This window comes from Streptomyces glaucescens, from assembly GCF_000761215.1.
GTDB lineage: Bacteria > Actinomycetota > Actinomycetes > Streptomycetales > Streptomycetaceae > Streptomyces > Streptomyces glaucescens_B.
On sequence record NZ_CP009438.1, the window covers coordinates 1598896 to 1614515 of the forward strand.

At 73.2% G+C, this 15620-nt stretch carries 16 protein-coding genes and 1 pseudogene; 1 reads left to right on the forward strand and 16 read right to left on the reverse strand.

Going from position 1 to position 15620, the window contains the following annotated elements; genetic code table 11:
• Positions 1-34: 34 nt before the first annotated feature.
• From SGLAU_RS06935 to SGLAU_RS06995, 14 genes and pseudogenes are all read right to left on the reverse strand, one after another.
• Positions 35-880 (reverse strand): type 1 glutamine amidotransferase domain-containing protein, encoded by an 846-nt coding sequence (locus SGLAU_RS06935; RefSeq protein ID WP_043506355.1) that lies wholly within the window; start codon positions 878-880, stop codon positions 35-37.
• 288 nt (positions 881-1168) lie between these two features.
• Positions 1169-2269: pseudogene (locus tag SGLAU_RS33435) on the reverse strand (MFS transporter); the annotation flags it as partial.
• Positions 2270-2362: 93 nt separating this feature from the next.
• Positions 2363-4021 (reverse strand): benzoylformate decarboxylase, encoded by a 1659-nt coding sequence (gene mdlC, locus SGLAU_RS06940; RefSeq protein WP_052413651.1) that lies wholly within the window; start codon positions 4019-4021, stop codon positions 2363-2365.
• Positions 4018-5403 carry an FAD-binding oxidoreductase gene (locus SGLAU_RS06945; RefSeq protein ID WP_043506357.1) on the reverse strand — a complete coding sequence of 462 codons (1386 nt, stop codon included), beginning with the start codon at positions 5401-5403 and terminating at the stop codon, positions 4018-4020. The genes mdlC and SGLAU_RS06945 overlap by 4 nt, the downstream gene beginning before the upstream one ends.
• Positions 5404-5453: 50 nt before the next feature.
• Positions 5454-5750, reverse strand: coding sequence for a hypothetical protein (locus SGLAU_RS06950; protein WP_043499301.1), 297 nt, complete (start codon positions 5748-5750; stop codon positions 5454-5456).
• Positions 5751-5821: 71 nt separating this feature from the next.
• Complete coding sequence (locus SGLAU_RS06955; RefSeq protein WP_043499302.1) at positions 5822-6448, reverse strand: NADPH-dependent F420 reductase; 627 nt, start codon at positions 6446-6448, stop codon at positions 5822-5824.
• Positions 6449-6475: 27 nt separating this feature from the next.
• Positions 6476-6874, reverse strand: coding sequence for a cupin domain-containing protein (locus SGLAU_RS32800; protein ID WP_052413652.1), 399 nt, complete (start codon positions 6872-6874; stop codon positions 6476-6478).
• A 39-nt stretch (positions 6875-6913) separates the two neighbouring features.
• A complete protein-coding gene (locus SGLAU_RS06965) occupies positions 6914-8179 on the reverse strand; it encodes an MFS transporter (protein WP_043499305.1) in 1266 nt (421 codons plus the stop codon).
• 52 nt (positions 8180-8231) lie between these two features.
• Positions 8232-8924, reverse strand: coding sequence for an EthD domain-containing protein (locus SGLAU_RS06970; protein ID WP_043499307.1), 693 nt, complete (start codon positions 8922-8924; stop codon positions 8232-8234).
• A 23-nt stretch (positions 8925-8947) separates the two neighbouring features.
• A complete protein-coding gene (locus SGLAU_RS06975; protein ID WP_043499308.1) occupies positions 8948-9256 on the reverse strand; it encodes a muconolactone Delta-isomerase in 309 nt (102 codons plus the stop codon).
• Positions 9257-9280: 24 nt separating this feature from the next.
• Positions 9281-10315 carry an ankyrin repeat domain-containing protein gene (locus SGLAU_RS06980; protein WP_107408960.1) on the reverse strand — a complete coding sequence of 345 codons (1035 nt, stop codon included), beginning with the start codon at positions 10313-10315 and terminating at the stop codon, positions 9281-9283.
• Positions 10312-10761 carry a nuclear transport factor 2 family protein gene (locus SGLAU_RS35870; protein ID WP_043499309.1) on the reverse strand — a complete coding sequence of 150 codons (450 nt, stop codon included), beginning with the start codon at positions 10759-10761 and terminating at the stop codon, positions 10312-10314. The genes SGLAU_RS06980 and SGLAU_RS35870 overlap by 4 nt, the downstream gene beginning before the upstream one ends.
• Positions 10758-11222, reverse strand: a complete 465-nt coding sequence (locus SGLAU_RS06990; protein WP_043499311.1) for a nuclear transport factor 2 family protein — start codon at positions 11220-11222, stop codon at positions 10758-10760. Before SGLAU_RS06990 ends, SGLAU_RS35870 begins: the two co-directional genes overlap by 4 nt.
• Positions 11223-11374: 152 nt before the next feature.
• Positions 11375-12154, reverse strand: coding sequence for an SDR family NAD(P)-dependent oxidoreductase (locus SGLAU_RS06995; protein WP_043499313.1), 780 nt, complete (start codon positions 12152-12154; stop codon positions 11375-11377).
• A 346-nt stretch (positions 12155-12500) separates the two neighbouring features.
• On the opposite strand from SGLAU_RS06995, the gene SGLAU_RS07000 reads away from it, so the two are divergent.
• A complete protein-coding gene (locus SGLAU_RS07000) occupies positions 12501-13394 on the forward strand; it encodes an LLM class F420-dependent oxidoreductase (protein ID WP_043499315.1) in 894 nt (297 codons plus the stop codon).
• An 87-nt stretch (positions 13395-13481) separates the two neighbouring features.
• Here SGLAU_RS07000 and SGLAU_RS07005 read toward each other — a convergent pair whose 3' ends face one another.
• Both SGLAU_RS07005 and SGLAU_RS07010 read right to left on the reverse strand, forming a co-directional pair.
• A complete protein-coding gene (locus SGLAU_RS07005) occupies positions 13482-14378 on the reverse strand; it encodes a LysR family transcriptional regulator (protein WP_043499318.1) in 897 nt (298 codons plus the stop codon).
• 114 nt (positions 14379-14492) lie between these two features.
• Positions 14493-15515, reverse strand: coding sequence for a helix-turn-helix transcriptional regulator (locus SGLAU_RS07010; protein ID WP_052413653.1), 1023 nt, complete (start codon positions 15513-15515; stop codon positions 14493-14495).
• Between the last annotated feature and the right edge of the window lie 105 nt (positions 15516-15620).

Below are 15620 nucleotides of genomic sequence, written 5' to 3' on the forward strand. Positions count from 1 at the left end.
TCTCGTCGTCCGGTCGGTGTGCGCGGCGGCGCGGTCAGTCCTTCGGCTGCGCCTTGAAGCCCCACTGCCGCAGCCCGTTCTCCAGGACCTCGACCGTCTTCTGGCCGGTCAGGTAGGAGTCCGGGGTGGACCGGCCGGTGATGAACGGGTAATCGACGATCACCGAGGTGGTCTTGCCGAAGTTGCCGTGGTACGCGCCGCCGGGGGCGGTGGCGTCGCGCAGGATGTACTCCAGCGGGTACGGCGGCGGGCCCATGTTGAAGTCGGTGCCGACGAAGCCGGTGCCGTCCAGGTAGTCGTACTCGATGCAGTGCCCGGTGACGTGCTTGCCGCGGATGATGCTCTGCCGGTCCTCCTGGTCGCGGGCGAAGGCGAGGCAGGTGACGCCGTAGCACTCGGCGGCGATCGGCCGGTCCAGGGCGTAGAAGGCGAGGATCAGGTCGTGCACCCGCCAGTTGTTGGCCAGGTCCACGATGGGGCCGCTGCCGCCGACGATGAGCAGCGCGTCGTAGCGGTCGGCGATCTGCTCCTGCACCTTCTCCAGGCGGGTGTTGTACGCCTCCCAGTCGCGCAGGAAGTACGGCTTGGAGCGGTACGGGCGGTCGGGCAGCCAGGACGACAGGTCCAGCGGGTGGTCCAGGCGGTCGGAGGCCTCGACGGCCTTCACCTTGGCCGCCATCTCGGGCGTCGTGACGGAACGCCCGAGCGGCGGGTCGATGTAGTCGGGGTCCATGCTGGGGGGCAGTGCCACGGGCCGCTTGCCGGTCGGGGTGGCGAAGGTGACGTGGTAGCCCGCCTTGTCGAAGGTCTCCAGGGGGCCGATCAGTTCCTCGCCCCAGTAGCCGTACTCGGACAGGACGACGAGGATGCGCCTGCTCATGGGGGTTCCTCTCGTTCGGCGGTCGATGCGGACACGCGAACTGACGAACCCATGTCTAGTTTTCCGGGTTTGGCCGGTACCAGACACCTTGCCCGCCGACGGCGCACATACCGAAGTGGCAGACGGCACTACGGCAACTCGCGGGACGACGTGCCGCGTCGTCCAGCGGCGGGCCAGCACGGCGCCCGCGGCCGTCAGCAGGGCGCAGAGCGCGGCCGCGACGAGGAACACCCCGGCCGTGCGGCCCGCCCGCAGCTGCGGGGCCGCCAGCTCCACGGCCAGGCCGCCCGCCAGCACGCCCGCGGTGGCCGGCAGCGAGGCGGCGGTGGCCCGCCGGTGCGCCGGGAGCAGCCGGGGCAGCCAGGTCTGCAGGGTGGTGTGCAGCAGCGTCCAGGACAGGCCGAGGAGCACCGCCACGCCGGTGAGCGCGGCCGGGGTGACCCGCGCGGCGCCCGTGAGCGCCGCGGCGACGCCGAGCAGCCCGCCCACCGCGACCAGCCGGGCCGGGGGCCACCGGATCCCGCTGCGCCGCAGCAGCGTCCCGCCGGCCAGCACGGCGGCCCCGTACGCCATGGCGACCGCCGTCCCCCCGGTCCCGTCGCCCCCGCCGTGCGCGGCGAGCGCGGGCACCAGCAGGGCGGGCAGCGCGAGCAGTACGGCACCCTCGGCGGCGCCCAGGCCCAGGAGCACCAGGAGCACCAGGAGGGGACGGGCGGACGGCGGCGGGCGGACCCCGGCGGGCCGGGCCGGCCGGCCCGGTGGGGGCGGGGTGGAGGGCAGGGCGGTGGCGCGGGCGGCGGCCGCCGCGGTGAGGAGGGCGAGGGTGAGGAAGACCAGCCGCCAGGAGGCGGCGTGGGCGAGCAGGGCCGCGCCGAGGGGTGCCAGGACGGCGGCGGCCGCGGAGACGGCGAGGACGTCGGCGAACCTGCGCTGTCTCGCGGGTGCGGTGCCGCCGCTCTCGTGGCAGTACAGCGCCACCGCCGGGGTCACCGCGGCGAACGCCGCGCCCGTGGCCGCGCGCAGGACGAGCCAGCCGGAGCCGGAGGCGCACAGCGCGCAGGCCGCGGAGCCCAGCGCGGCCAGCCCGAGGCCGGTGCGCAGGACACGGCCGGGACCGTACCGGTCGGCCGCGCGCCCCCACAGCGGCAGCGCGAGCCCGTGGCCGAGCGCGTACGCGCCGAGGGCCGCCGTGACGGTGTGGACGCCGGTGCCCAGGGCCGCGGCGAGCGACACCAGCAGCGGCGCGGTGACGTGCCAGTCGGCGTTGGCGAGCGCCGCCGCCCAGCGCAGGCCGCCGGGACATCGGTCGGTGCCGCGCGCGCCGGGTGCCGGGCCCGGGACCGGCGGTGCCTGGGGCGGGCGGACGTCGTACCGCTGGTTCCGGGGCATGGCGAACACCCCTCGGAGAGGTCGGGAGTGGAGCCGGGGGACGAAAGGACGCCCCCCGCTCGGCGGGGGGCGTCCGGTGGCGCGACGGGGCGGTCAGAGGCGGAACAGGCCCGGGTCGGCGACGACGACGTCCACGAGGACGGGGCCGTCGGCCGTGAGCGCGCCGTGCAGCGTCTCGCGCAGGCCGTCGGGGCTCTCGACGCGCTCGCCGCGCACCCCGAAGCCGCGGGCGAGCTGGGCCATGTCGACCCCGCTCAGGTCCCAGCCCTTCTGCCACGCCTTCTGGTCCTGGAGGTAGTACTTCAGGGACAGGTAGCCGGAGTTGTCGGGGATGACGAACGTCACCGGCAGGTTGTGCTGGGCGGCGGTCCACAGGGCGTGCAGCGTGTACTGGGCGGAGCCCTCGCCGACCACCACGACCGCGCGGCGGTCCGGTCGGGCCAGCGCGTAGCCGACGGCGCCCGCGAACGGGAAGCCGAGGGCGCCGCTGGCGGTGGCGAAGTAGCCGTTGTCCGGGCCGAGCGGGATCTGCTCGTGGAAGTCGGCGCGGGCGATCGGCAGTTCCTCGAACAGCGCGGCGTCCTCCGGGAGCACCTCGGACAGCACCTGGAACAGGTACGCCTGGGTGAGCGGGGTCGACGGCTCCGGCACCGGCACCGGCTCGCGCACCGGCGTCAGCGCCACCCGCTCGCGCTGCTCGACCAGCTCCACCAGGCCCCTGACGACCGCGCCGGGCGGCGCCACGAAGCTCTCGTCGGCCAGGGTGGCCGCGGCGTCCTGGGGGCTGTCGGTGACGTGCAGGAACCGCACGCCGGAGGTGAGCGTCGGCCGGGGGGTGCGGTCCAGGTCGGCGGGTGCGGTGGAGAACAGGTCCCACGCGGTGAACAGGGTGAACGCCGGGCCGCCGAGGACGACGACCACGTCGTGCTGGGCGCCGAGCCGTTCGTTGATCAGCTCGGGGATGGGCGGCAGGACCCCGGCGAACAGCGGGTGGTTCTCCGGGAAGGCGCCGCGCGCCCACACCGGCGCGCCCCACACCCGCGCGTTCAGCTTCTCGGCCAGCGCGATCAGGTCGCCGCGGGCGCCCTGCGCGTCGACCGGTCCGCCCGCGACGATGCCGGGCCGTTCGGCGCCGTTCAGCGCCTCGGCGATCCGCTCCAGCGCCCGCGGGTCGGGGACGACGGCGGCCCGCACCTCGGGTATGCGCACCGGCTCCGGGTCGGCGGGGCGGACCCAGTCGTCCTCGGGCACGGCCACGAACACCGGGCCCTGCGGGGCCTGCTTGGCGATCTGGTAGGCCTGGGCGATCAGGGCCGGCACGTCCTGCGGCCGGCCGGGCTCGCCGGCCCACTTGATGTACGGCTTGGGCAGCTGGGTGGCGTCCTTGGCGACCAGGAACGGGTCGCCGAGCAGCATCTTGCGGGCCTGCTGGCCGCCGAGGATGACCATGGGGGTCTTGGCCGCGGCGGCGGTGTAGACGCTGCCCATGGCGTTGCCGAGGCCGGGGCCGCCGTTGATGAGGACCAGCGCGGGCTCGCCGGTGGCCTGGGCGTAGCCGTCGGCCATGCCGACGACGGCGGCCTCCTGGAGTCCCATGACGAACCGGAACTCGTCCTCGGGCCAGTACTCGAACAGTTTCATCTCGGTGTGGCTGGGGTTGCTGAAGACGGTCGTCATGCCCAGCCGGCGCAGTACGTCGAGCGTGGCGTCCCGCACGGTCGGGGTGCTCGCCTCTTCGGTCATGGTGATCATGCTCCTGGGGTCGTTTCGGTCGGTTCGAGCGCCGCCACCGCGCTGAAGAGGTGATCGGGGTCGTAGCGTTCCTTGACCCTCAGCAGCCGGCCGGTGTTCGGGCCGAACGCGGCGATGGCGCGCTGGTACTCCTCCGGGCCGAGCAGGTTGGGGTAGCCGCCGGGCAGCGCGTGCCGGGCGAACGCGGCGGACACCTCGCGCGCCCAGCGCCGGTGCGGCCCCGCCTCGTCGGCGGGCTCCCAGGCCGCGGCGATCTCGACGAGCAGGTGGTCGCGGCGCAGCGCGAAGGCGGTGTCCGGCACGGGCACCCGCCCCGCCGCGCCGTGGAAGTGGTGCACGTACATGCCCGAGTACGGCGAGGTCGCGCCGGCCGCCGCGTCGGCCAGCAGGTCGAGGGACCGGTCGGTGAACTCCGGCAGCCACTGGGTGCGCACCTCGTTGTGCCGCCCGTCGACGACGGACTGGTCGAACATGCCGAGCACCTCGGCGTACTCGTGCGGGCAGACCCGCCCGGCCAGCGGGGTGCCCAGCCGGTCGAAGCGGTCGACGACGTCGCGGCAGCGGTCGATGCCGCCGGACCACACCGGCAGCAGGAAGAGCAGCGGCCGGCCGTCGGGGCCGCCGAAGAAGCCCGTCATCACGGTGAGTTCGTCCTCGGCGTCCGCGATCAGGTCCCGGTATCCGCGCAGCACGGCGGAGGCCCGGTCGAGCGGGTAGAGGAGCATCCCGGCGAGGACGGTGCCGATCGGGTGCAGCCGGCAGTGCAGCTCGGTGACGACGCCGAAGTTGCCGCCGCCGCCGCGCAGCGCCCAGTACAGGTCGGGGTGCCGGCCGGCGTCGGCGGTGACGGCGCGGCCGTCGGCGAGCACCACGCGGGCGGCGACCAGGTTGTCCAGGGCGAGGCCGCAGCGGCCGTTCAGCAGGCCGTAGCCGCCCGCCAGGGTGACCCCGGCCAGGCCGACGGCCTTCACCGTGCCGGTGACCGGGGCGAGACCGTACGGCCGGGTGGCTTCGAGGACGTCGCCGGCCCGGGCGCCGCCCTGGGCGACGGCGAGCCGCGCGCCGGGGTCGACGGTGACGGCGCGCATCGCGGACAGGTCGACGACGAGGCCGCCGTCCGTGGTGCTCCGGCCCGCCCAGTCGTGGCCGCCGCCGCGGACCGCGAGGCTCAGGCCGTGGGTCCGGGCGACGCCGACCGCCCGGACCACGTCCGCCTCGTCGGCGGGGCGGACGACGGCCGCGGGGCGGGCGTCGACCGAGCCGTTCCACAGGCGCCGCGCGGCGTCGTAGCCGCCGTCGCCCGGCGCGAGCACACCGCCCCGGAGCGAGGCGCGCAGTGCGCGCACGGCGGCGGAGGCGGGGGTGGTCGTTGAGGGTGCCATGGGTCCATCACTTCTTCTCAGGTCCTCGAATGGCGCCGGACGGGGCGGGCTCAGGCCTCGATGAGTTCGTAGCGGCCGGACTGGACGGTCTCCAGGTCGACGGAGGCGAGGAATGCCTGGGTCTCGGGGGCGGAGAAGAAGGCGCCGATGGTGGCCTCGGCCTCCTCGGGACCGCTCCACCGCACGGTGACCAGGTACTCGCCGTCGGCGCTGCGCGCGGTGGCGCGGCTGAGGAAGCCGGGGCGCAGTTCCATGTACTCCTTCTGCATGGTGCGGTCCGTGTTCTGGAATTCGGCGTCGTCGACGCCGGCGCGCAGCTTGAACCGGATGGTCTCCACGATGGTCATCTCGTCCCTCTCTCGGTCGGGAGATCAGTCGGGGGATCGGCCGGGGACCGGCCGGAGCCGGGGAGCAGGGCTCACCTGGTCGGGCTCACCTGGCCGGGCCGCAGGGGCCGGTTGAAGACGGGGGTGCCGGGCTGCTGGCGGCGGCCGCCCGTGGCGAGCGGGCCGGTGTCGACGGGTGCGAAGCCGAGTTCGTCCAGCAGCCGGGCGACGAGCCCGTTGGCCTCGGGGTGGTCACCGGCCACGAAGAGCGCGACGCGCTCCTCGTGGGGTGCGCCGGGGCGGCCGAGGTCCAGCAGGTACTGGTAGTTGAGCGTGTTGACCGCCTTCACCACGCGGGAGGACGGCAGGTGCGCGGCGATCACCTCGGAGGAGGTGGTGCGGTCCGCCTCCAGGTCCGCGTGGACACCGTCCCGGCCCGGGAAGTAGTTGGTGGTGTCGACGACGACCTTCCCGGCGAGCGCGTCGGGCGGCAGGCTCGGGTAGGCGCCGAACGGGACGGCGGCGATCACCAGCGGGTCGCCGAAGGCGCAGGCGTCCGCCACGGTGCCGGCCCGGGCGCGCTCGCCCAGTTCGGCGGCGAGCGCGGTGAGCGAGGCGGGGCCGCGCCGGTTGGCGAGGGTCACCTCGTGTCCGGCCGTGGTGAGCAGGCGGGCCAGGGTGGCGCCGATCTGCCCGCTGCCCAGGATGCCGATCCTCATGTGGGTGCTCTTTTCCCCGGCCGTTCGTCAGTTGCCGGGTCGGTTGTAGGCGTAGGACTCGTTGTGGTCGTCGTCGTCCGGGACGAACTCGGTGACGACCTCGACGGCCGCGTGGATGTTGACCATGCGGGCGCGGCCGGGCCCGAGGGCGGTGAACTTGTGCGGCACGTCGGCCGGCACCACCACGATGTCCTCGGGCGTGGCGTCGATCTTCTCGCCGCCGGCCTCCAGCCGGACGGTGCCGTCGACGACGATGAAGATCTCCTCGTAGGGGTGGCTGTGGCGGGGCGGCCCGGCGTCGGCGGCGACGTCGACGACGAACGCCGAGACGCTCAGTCCCTCGTGCTTGCTCGCGTCGAGGATGTGCGCGGCCACCTCACCGTTGATCTGGATGGTGGGCAGACTGCTCTTGGCGATGATCTGCATGACGGGTCCTTTCGGCGGGCCGCCCCGCGGGGGCGGGTGTCAGGCGGGGCTGGTCGGCGCCTTCACGGAGCCGGCCTCGGGCGCGGGCGTGGCGGCCGGGGCCGCGTCGGCGGGGGCCGTCCCGGCCGGGGGCCGCAGCCGTCCGGTCGCCCAGGTGGCGGGCAGCGCGGCGACGACGACGATCAGGGCGAGGACGACCACGGAGTCGACGCCGTTGCTCTCCACGGACCAGCCGCCGACGGCCGCGCCGATGGCGATGCCCGCGTTGACGGCGGAGGCGGCCAGGGTGGAGCCCAGGTCGCCGCCGGGGCCGGCCAGCGTGATCACCCGCAGCAGGAAGGAGGGCACGAGGCCGAAGCCGACGACGCCCCAGGCGAGCAGTACGAGGGCGGTCAGCACCGGGGTCTCGCCGACGAAGTACAGCGCCGTCAGGGCGAGGATCAGCACGACGTTGGCGATGACGAGGGTGCGGGCCGCCCCGCTGTCGGCGAACCGGCCGCCGCCGAACACGCCGATGGCGCTGGCGATTCCGTAGACGAGCAGGAAGGCGCTGACCGCGCCGCCGGAGATGCCGGTGACGTCCTCGAGGTACGAGGCCAGGTAGGTGAAGGCGGCGAACTGGCCGCCCATCAGCAGCAGTCCGATGCCGAGCTGGGCCAGCACACGGGGGGCGAAGGCGTACCGGGCCTGCGAGCGCAGGCTGGTCGTGGGGCCGGTGGCGCCGATCCGCGGGACGAACAGGAAGGTCGCGGCGAGCGCCACGGCGGTGAGGGCGGCGACCCCGACGAAGGTGGCCTGCCAGCCGATCCCCTGGCCGACCAGGGTGCCCAGCGGCACGCCGATGACCGTGGAGACGGCGACGCCGCCGAAGACCATGGCGACGGCCCGGCCCTGCTGCCCGGCCGGGACCAGTTGCGCGCCGAGCATCGAGGCCACGCCGATGAACAGGCCGTGCAGCGAGCCGGAGACGACCCGCGCCACCATCAGCACCGCGTACTCGGTGGTGAGCGAGGCGACCAGGTTGGCGGCGAGGAACACCACCAGCGACGACCACACCAGCAGGTGGCGCCCGAACCGGATGGTGGCGGCCGTCAGCAGCGGCCCGCCGAGGCAGATGCCGAGCGCGTAGGCGGTGACCAGCAGGCCGGCCGTGCCGACGGAGACGTCGATGTCCTCGGCCATCGGGTCCAGGATGCCGACGATGACGAGTTCCGCCGTACCGAAGACGAACGCGCCCAGGGCGAGCGTTCCCAGGGCGAGCCCGGTACGGGTCCCGCCCTTTGGGGACTGCGCGGGAGTTGTCACATGAACCACCTTTGTCGTGTGCGTGGTGCCGGGCCGGGCGCGGGGGCGCGGCTCAGCTGTTCTCGTTGCCGATGACCCAGTGCTCGCGGACCGCCATCCGGTGGATGTAGCGGGGCTCGACGAACGTGTTCAGGTCATCGAGGGCCTTGGTGAACTCGGCCGAGGCCGCGGCCGTCTCGAGTGCCTCCACGCTGTCGAAGGACAGCAGGTAGGCGGCGTCCAGCAGCGCCTCGCCGACGGCGTAGAAGCCGTCTCGGGTGAAGCACTGCAGGTAGCGGCGCAGGCCGGGGACCTGCAGGACGTGTTCCGCGTGCGCGCCGAGGCTGCGGTCGCGGAACTCCTGGACGGTGGTGCCGGCCGCGCGTTTGGCCAGGAGGACCAGCTTCACGCCCTCGGGCGGGGCCGGGTGGTCGCCGGCGCGCAGCACGTGGGCGTCGGTGTCGAGGACGACGGTGCGCCAGAAGGCGGCCCACTTCGGCTCGTCGAGCCGGGCGCCCTCGAGGAACTCGGGGGTCTGGAGGGAGGCGAGCTGCTCCTCCTCGTTCTCCAGCCAGATCTCGGCTATGCCGCTCCACATCGGGTCCTCGGGCTCGGGTCCGAAGGGGATGCGGGTGTCGATGAGGTACTTCTTGATCTGCGGGATCTTGCTGGCGTACTGCACGGCGTGCACGTTCACCCAGTAGTCCTGGAACTCCTTCTCGGACATTCCGGGCTTGGGATGAGCGAAGATCAACTGGTGGATCACGGCTGCCTCCAGGGGGGCGGGGTTCAGACCTTGTAGGCCTTCTTGACGTCTTCGGCGAAGCCGAGGTAGTCGCGCAGGGCCCAGACCTGCTCGAACTCCAGGTACTCGCGCATCGGCAGCCGGCCGAGCGCGGTGCGGTCCAGTTCCTCGGCGTTCGGGGCGTCGATGATGCCGATCACCCGCTTCTGCCCGGCGACCTTCCACAGGCCGACGGCGAATCCGGAGTCGAGCGTCTCCTGGGCGTGCTCGGCCTCCTCGCGCTCGATCTCCCACAGTTCGTCCAGGGAGATCCGTCCCTCGTGGTTCCAGCGCATCTGGACGTAGAACAGCATGGGGACTCCTCGGGGAGTGGGCGGTCAGGCCGCGGCCAGCGACGCGATCCGCTCGGTGATGGGGTCGTCGGCGCCGAACACCTCGACGGCCAGGTCGAGCGGCGTCTTGCCGTCGTGGCCGACCAGGTCGAGCCGGGCGCCGGCGTCGAGCAGCACGGTCACGCAGTCGGCGTAGCCGTGCCACAGTGCGTCGTGCAGCGGGGTGTAGCCGTTGGTGGCGCCCTGGAAGTCCAGGTCGATGCCGTCGCGGACGACCAGGTCGGCGGTGATGTCGGCGTGGCCGTTGTAGACGGCCTTGTGCAGCGGTACGGCGCCGAAGCAGGGCTCCACGGCGTTGATGTCGGCGCCCGCGTCGAGCAGCAGCCGGACGATCTCGGCGTGGCCGTCGCGGGCGGCGACGAGCAGCGGGGTGTGCGCGTCGTTGAAGCCGTTGAGCATCGGATGGCGGGCGTCGACCTCGGCGCCGGCGGCGAGCAGTTCGCGCACCTTGCCGGTGTCGCCGGCGGAGACGGCGGCCATCAGCGGCTGCGCCTCGACGGTCTCGGCGTCGCGTTCGCGGCGCTCCTTCAGCAGCTGCTCGGCGCGCAGCAGCTTGTCCTTGCCGAAGGTGTTGACGTTCAGCTCGTAGGCGAAGTGCTCCTCGAGCGAGAAGCCGTAGTGCGTGTGCAGCTTGAGCCCGGCGCCCCGGTCGAGCAGGTACTCCACCAGGTCGGGGTACTTGTACCAGAGCGCGTCCATCAGCGGGGTGTGCCCGGTGGTGGGGGCGACGGCGTCCACGAACGCGCCGGCCTCCACGAGCTGACGGGTCACGTCCAGGTCGCCGCCCTGGCAGGCCTTGTGCAGGGCGGTCGCGCCGGCCCTGCTGTCGGCGGTGTGCACATCGGCACCCGCGGCGATGAGCACGCCGGTGGTGGCCGGGTCGGCCTGGCCGGCGGCGATCATCAGCACGGTCAGCCCGGAGGAGTCCTCCCGGGTGCCGGGGTCGGCGCCCGCCTCCAGCAGCCGCCTGACCTGCTCGGTGCGGCGGCCGCGGACGGCGTCGATCAGTTCGGCGCTCATGACGCGGCCTTCGCCTGCGGAGCGTCGCCGCGGATGGCGCGGATGATCTGCGAGGGGTCGGTGTGCGACTCCCAGCGGACGATGCGGCCGTCGCGCACGGTCAGCCAGTGGGTGAAGACGATCTCGAAGTCGATGCCGGTCTCCTTGACCCGCGAGATCTCGTGGATGATCCCGGCGGCCTTCTCGCCCTCGACGACGAGGTCGAGCAGTTCCTCGGAGACCACGTCGCACTGTCCGGCGAAGACCCGCACGCTCTCGGCGACCTCGTCGCGGCTGTGCAGGGTGCCGATCCACTTCATGTCGTCGTTGTAGCCGGGGACCGGGCGGTAGTTGATCCACTCCACGTCGTCGGCGAGCAGGGAGAGCGCGGTCGCGAAGTCGCCGCCGGTCAGGGCGGAGAACCAGCGCTTGGCGACGTCCCGGGTGTGCTCGGTGGCTTCACTCATGTCGTCTCCTCGGGGCCGTCCGAAACGGTCATGATCTGCTGGTTGCCGTCCGCCCACAGGGCCGTCATCAGCACGCCGGCGATGCGCCAGCCGGCGGCGGTGCGGGCCAGGTCGAAGCGGTAGCGGCCGCCGAGCGTCCACGTCTCGGAGCCGTAGGGGTTGGGCAGCAGGTGGGTGGCCTGGAAGTGGGCGGTCAGAACCGCCACGTCTCCGCGCACCTCGGCGATCTGGTTGCCGATCATGTGCTGGGTGGCCTTGAGGTGGCCGAGCCCGGCGGACCAGTCGGCGATGACCTGGTCGGGGGTGCGGACGACCGGCTCCCCGCCGAAGAGGCTGGTGTAGTCGAGGGTCACCTTCTCGGCGAGCAGCGCCGGCAGGGCGTCCCACTGGCGCAGGTCGACGTACCACAGCATCCTGGTGCAGGTCTCGATCACGTCGAGACGGTCTTCCGGGGAACTCATGGGCACCTCCGTCGAGTTGTGCGAGGTGTGTCCGAACGACGCTATCGACGCACCTCAGCGGGGTTGCCGGACGTCAGGGGCGCCCTCGCCCCACTGTGCGAGGTCCGCCCGGGTACTACGTCAGATCACCGCGGCGGACGGGCGGGCGGGGCTCAGACGGTCTTCAGGAATCCGCCGTCGACGACGAACTCGGCGCCGTTGGCGTTGGGTGCCTTGCGGGACGCGACGAACGCCACGAGCGCGGCCAGTTCCGCGGCCGTCGTGGTGTGTCCGGTCGAGCTGCCGAGCATCTGCGGCACCTGGGCGAGCACCTCGTCCCGGGAGAGCCCGGACTGCCCGGCGATGGTGTCGGCGATGCCGCCCGGGCCGGTCCAGGCGTCGGTCATCACCGGTCCGGCCGCGACCGTGTTGACGCGGACGCCGCGCGGGCCGAACTCCTCGGCGAGCCCCTTGCCCAGGTTCAGCAGGGCCGCCTTGGCCGCCGAGTAGTCGACGACCACGGGGACGGGGCTGCGGGCGTTGGTGGAGCCCAGGTTCACGATGGAGCCCTGCCGCTCGATGATGCTGGGCAGTGCCGCCCGGGTGGTCCGCACGGCGGTGAGCAGGTTCATGGTGAGCGACTCCTGCCAGCCCTTGTCGTCGACGGACAGGAAGCCGCCGGGCCGGGTGTAGGGGAAGCCGAGGTTGTTCACCAGGATGTCGATGCCGCCCAGCTCGGCCAGCGCGTAGTCGACCAGTTCGGCCGGGCCTCCTTCCGTCGCCAGGTCGACGGATAAGACGTACGGGGTGGTCTCCCTGAGCGCGTCGCTGACGGTGCGGGCGCCGCCGATCACGCGGGCGCCCTCGGCGGCCAGGGTTCTGGCGATCTCCAGGCCGATTCCCCGGCTGGCTCCGGTGATCAGGGCGGTCTTGCCGGCGAGGTCCAGTTCCATGGGGGTCCTCCCTCGAACGTGCACTGCGGTCGGTTTCCGTGAACGTAACGACGGGCGGGACCGGCGCCGCGGGGCTGAGGGCACTTGGTACGGACTACGTCACGTGAGCGCGCGCAGACTGACGGTTCCGATCACTTGACGCAGTGTCATGCCGCGTCTGACGGAGTCCGCCGGGCGGTCCGGCCCGCCGGACCTGCGTTCCGGGCCCGGTGCGGAGGGTGGTGCGACGGTCCATCGAGCGACGAGGAGAAACCCATGGTGAACGGCGCCCACGCAGCCGCCCGGCGAACACCGCCCGGCGAGGACGACGGCTGGGGCCTGGCCGGTGTCGGATAGCGGCCGGGCGATGGACCGGCGCAGGAGTCTCAGGCTGGGTGCGGTCTTCCCGCACCTGGAGATCGGCCCGGACCCGGGAGCCGTACGCGACTGGGCGCAGGCCGTGGAGGACGCCGGGTTCGACCATGTGAGCGCCTTCGACCACGTGCTCGGCGTGGGCACCGGCTCACGGCCCGGCTGGTACGGCTTCACCAGCGAGCACCTCTTCCACGAGGTGTTCGTGCTGTTCGGCTACCTGGCCGGGGTCACCCGCACCCTGGAGCTGGCCACCGGGGTGCTGGTGCTGCCGCAGCGCCAGACGGCCCTGGTCGCCAAGCAGGCCGCCGAGGTCGACGTGCTCAGCGGCGGCCGGCTCCGGCTCGGGGTGGGCGTCGGCTGGAACAAGGTGGAGTACGACGCACTGGGCGCGTCCTTCCACGACCGGGGCGCCCGCAGCGCCGAACAGGTGGAGCTGCTGCGCCGGTTGTGGGGCGAGCCCACGGTGACCTTCGACGGGCGCTGGGACCGGGTGGACGACGCGGGCATCCTGCCGCGTCCGCCGCGCGGCCGGATCCCGGTGTGGTTCGGCGGCAACGCCGAGCCGGTGCTGCGCCGGGCCGGGGAGCTGGGCGACGGCTGGCTGCCGCTGCGGGCCCCGGACGACACGGCCCGGGCGATGGTGGGCCGGGTGCGGTCGTACGCCCTCCGGGCCGGCCGGGACCCGGCGTCACTGGGGTTCGAGGCGCGGCTGGAGCTGAGCCGGGTGCCCGAGGCCAAGTGGCCGGACTTCGTGGCGGGCTGGCGGGACCTGGGGGCGACCCATCTGTCGCTGAACACCATGGGGCTGGGCCTGGCCACCGCCGACGAGCACGCGCGGCTGCTGCGCAGCACGCTCGAGGAGCTGGCCGCGGTCGCCCGGGAGTGACGTCCGCACGCCCGGCCGTGTACGGCGCAGGCCCTCCCGAACATCGGGAGGGCCTTCGGCGTGTGCCGGGACGGCACCTGGGCGCCGCTAGCGTCCGTACTCCTCGGCGAGGAAGCGCATGGTCTGGTCGGTGAAGACGCGCATCTCGCGGGTGAGGTTCTTGCCGCGGCGCCAGGCCAGCTGGGTGAAGACCTCGAAGGGGATCTCCCAGTCGAGCCGGACCAGCAGGCCCGCGTCGAGGGCGTCCTGGACGCAGGCGGTGGGCAGCAGCGAGATGCCGAGTCCGGCGGCCACCCCGCGCTTGATGGACTCGATGGTGCCGAACTCCAGGAAGGGCAGGGCCTCCCCGGTGCCGTCGTTCAGCTCGGCCTCGAACAGCTCGCGGTAGGCGCAGCCCGCCTCCGCGGAGATCACCTGGGTGCGGCGCAGTTCCTCGGTGGTCACCTTGGGCAGCCGGGTCAGCGGGTGGTCCGGGGCGGCGACCACGGTGAGCGGCTCGGAGCCGAGCACCTCGGTCTGCACGCCGGGGTGCTGGGTCTCGGCCTCCATCAGGAAGCCCATGTCGAACATGCCCTGGCGCAGGGCGTGGCAGGTCTCCGCGCACAGGCTGGGCCGCAGCACGATGTGCAGGGCCGGGTAGCGGTGGTGGAAGAACTCCAGCAGCGGCGGCATGCGGTAGGAGGTGATGGACTCCATCGAGCCGATGGTCAGTACGCCGGCCGGGTCTCCCGAGCCGACGGTGGCGCCGCGCGCCTCGCCCGCCAGGGTCAGCATCTGCTCGGCGTAGGGCAGCAGCCGCTGGCCCGCGTCGGTGAGCTGGATGCGTCCCCCGAGGCGGTCGAAGAGGTCCACGCCGAGCGACATCTCCAGGCCCTTGATCTGGCTGGTGACGCTGGACTGGGCGTATTTCAGCTCCGTGGCCGCCTTCGAGAAACTGAGCAGCGTGGCCACCTTGTGGAACGCCGCCAGCTGCCTGATATCCATGGTCCTCTCCCTGCCTGGGCCGAAACACCGGATGCATTTCCTTTGTCAGCACACCACCGGAGCGGAGGTGATTCCACGGTCCCGTGGTGTCCCTTTGCGGACAGGTGACGTCCGTTAGCGGTCAGCCGCGTCGTGCTCGGCCCGCGCCGTTTCCCGGCGGCCGATCATCAGGCCCGCCTGGAACCGGCTGACGGCCCCCATGTCCTCCATGATCGCGGAGATGTGGCGGCGGCAGGTCCGGGCGGCCATGCCCAGCCGGCGGGCGATGACCTCGTCCTTCAGGCCGAGGGCCATGAGCCGGAGGATGGACAGCCGCACCTCTTCCGCGAGCTGGTGGTACTCCGCGGGCTGCCCGTCCACCTCGAACGGGCGGCCGATCTGCCAGACCGACTCGAAGGACCGGCAGAGGTAGCCGACGACGGTCGGCTCGGTGACGACGGCCGCGCCGGGCGGCCCGCCGCCGGTGGGTTCCTTCGGGATGAAGGCGACCTCGCGGTCGTACACGATGAGCCGTTCGGACAGCTCCTCCACGGTGCGCACCTCGGCGCCCTGGCGGGTGATCTCCTGGACGTAGGTGCGGGTGGCGAGGCTGGCGCGGGCGGTGTGCTGGTAGAGGGTGCGCACCCGGACGCCGCGGCGCAGCAGTTCCAGGGTGTGCTCGCGGTCGGCCTCCAGGAGTCCGGGCGGCCGTCCGCCGCCGGACTGAAGGCTCATCCGCTCCCGAGTGCAGCCGTACCGGGCCCGGTCGATCTCCCGGCGTACGTCCTCGACGTCGTCGAGGACGGTGACCGTGGCTCCGGACGCGGGCCCGCGGTGCCGGGCCCGGTAGGCGGCGGCGAGGGAGCGCAGCTCGTGGTGGATGCGGGCGGCCTCGCGGCGCCGCCGGGCGATGGCCAGCTCCAGCGGGGTGACCAGTTCGGCCTCGGCGGCCTCCGGGTCGAGCGGGACGACGGGCCGGCCGGGCGCGCCGGCGCTCAGCAGCCTGAGGTCCTGGAGGGCCTTGCGGGCCTGCTCGGCGCGGACGGGGTCCACGCCGAGCCCGGCGGCCATCTCCGCGTCGTCGAAGGATCCGAGGCGCAGGGCCCGCTCGTAGGCCGCGACCGCCAGCTCGTCCAGAAGAGGAATTGGTTCGCTCAACTCCTCACCTCCCGGCGGCTGTTGTGGTGCTCCGCTGACCTCGGTCGGTCATCTGTTCCAGCGTAGGGCGGTGGCCGCGCGCGGGGCGGGCCGCGGCCGCACGCC

Excerpts from the sequence above, each read along its gene's own strand:
- SGLAU_RS06935 (WP_043506355.1), bottom strand. The coding sequence starts at position 880 with ATGAGCAGGCGCATCCTCGTCGTCCTGTCCGAGTACGGCTACTGGGGC.
- mdlC (WP_052413651.1), bottom strand. The coding sequence starts at position 4,021 with ATGATCACCATGACCGAAGAGGCGAGCACCCCGACCGTGCGGGACGCC.
- SGLAU_RS06945 (WP_043506357.1), bottom strand. The coding sequence starts at position 5,403 with ATGGCACCCTCAACGACCACCCCCGCCTCCGCCGCCGTGCGCGCACTG.
- SGLAU_RS06950 (WP_043499301.1), bottom strand. The coding sequence starts at position 5,750 with ATGACCATCGTGGAGACCATCCGGTTCAAGCTGCGCGCCGGCGTCGAC.
- SGLAU_RS06955 (WP_043499302.1), bottom strand. The coding sequence starts at position 6,448 with ATGAGGATCGGCATCCTGGGCAGCGGGCAGATCGGCGCCACCCTGGCC.
- SGLAU_RS32800 (WP_052413652.1), bottom strand. The coding sequence starts at position 6,874 with ATGCAGATCATCGCCAAGAGCAGTCTGCCCACCATCCAGATCAACGGT.
- SGLAU_RS06975 (WP_043499308.1), bottom strand. The coding sequence starts at position 9,256 with ATGCTGTTCTACGTCCAGATGCGCTGGAACCACGAGGGACGGATCTCC.
- SGLAU_RS06980 (WP_107408960.1), bottom strand. The coding sequence starts at position 10,315 with ATGAGCGCCGAACTGATCGACGCCGTCCGCGGCCGCCGCACCGAGCAG.
- SGLAU_RS35870 (WP_043499309.1), bottom strand. The coding sequence starts at position 10,761 with ATGAGTGAAGCCACCGAGCACACCCGGGACGTCGCCAAGCGCTGGTTC.
- SGLAU_RS06990 (WP_043499311.1), bottom strand. The coding sequence starts at position 11,222 with ATGAGTTCCCCGGAAGACCGTCTCGACGTGATCGAGACCTGCACCAGG.
- SGLAU_RS06995 (WP_043499313.1), bottom strand. The coding sequence starts at position 12,154 with ATGGAACTGGACCTCGCCGGCAAGACCGCCCTGATCACCGGAGCCAGC.
- SGLAU_RS07000 (WP_043499315.1), top strand. The coding sequence starts at position 12,501 with ATGGACCGGCGCAGGAGTCTCAGGCTGGGTGCGGTCTTCCCGCACCTG.
- SGLAU_RS07005 (WP_043499318.1), bottom strand. The coding sequence starts at position 14,378 with ATGGATATCAGGCAGCTGGCGGCGTTCCACAAGGTGGCCACGCTGCTC.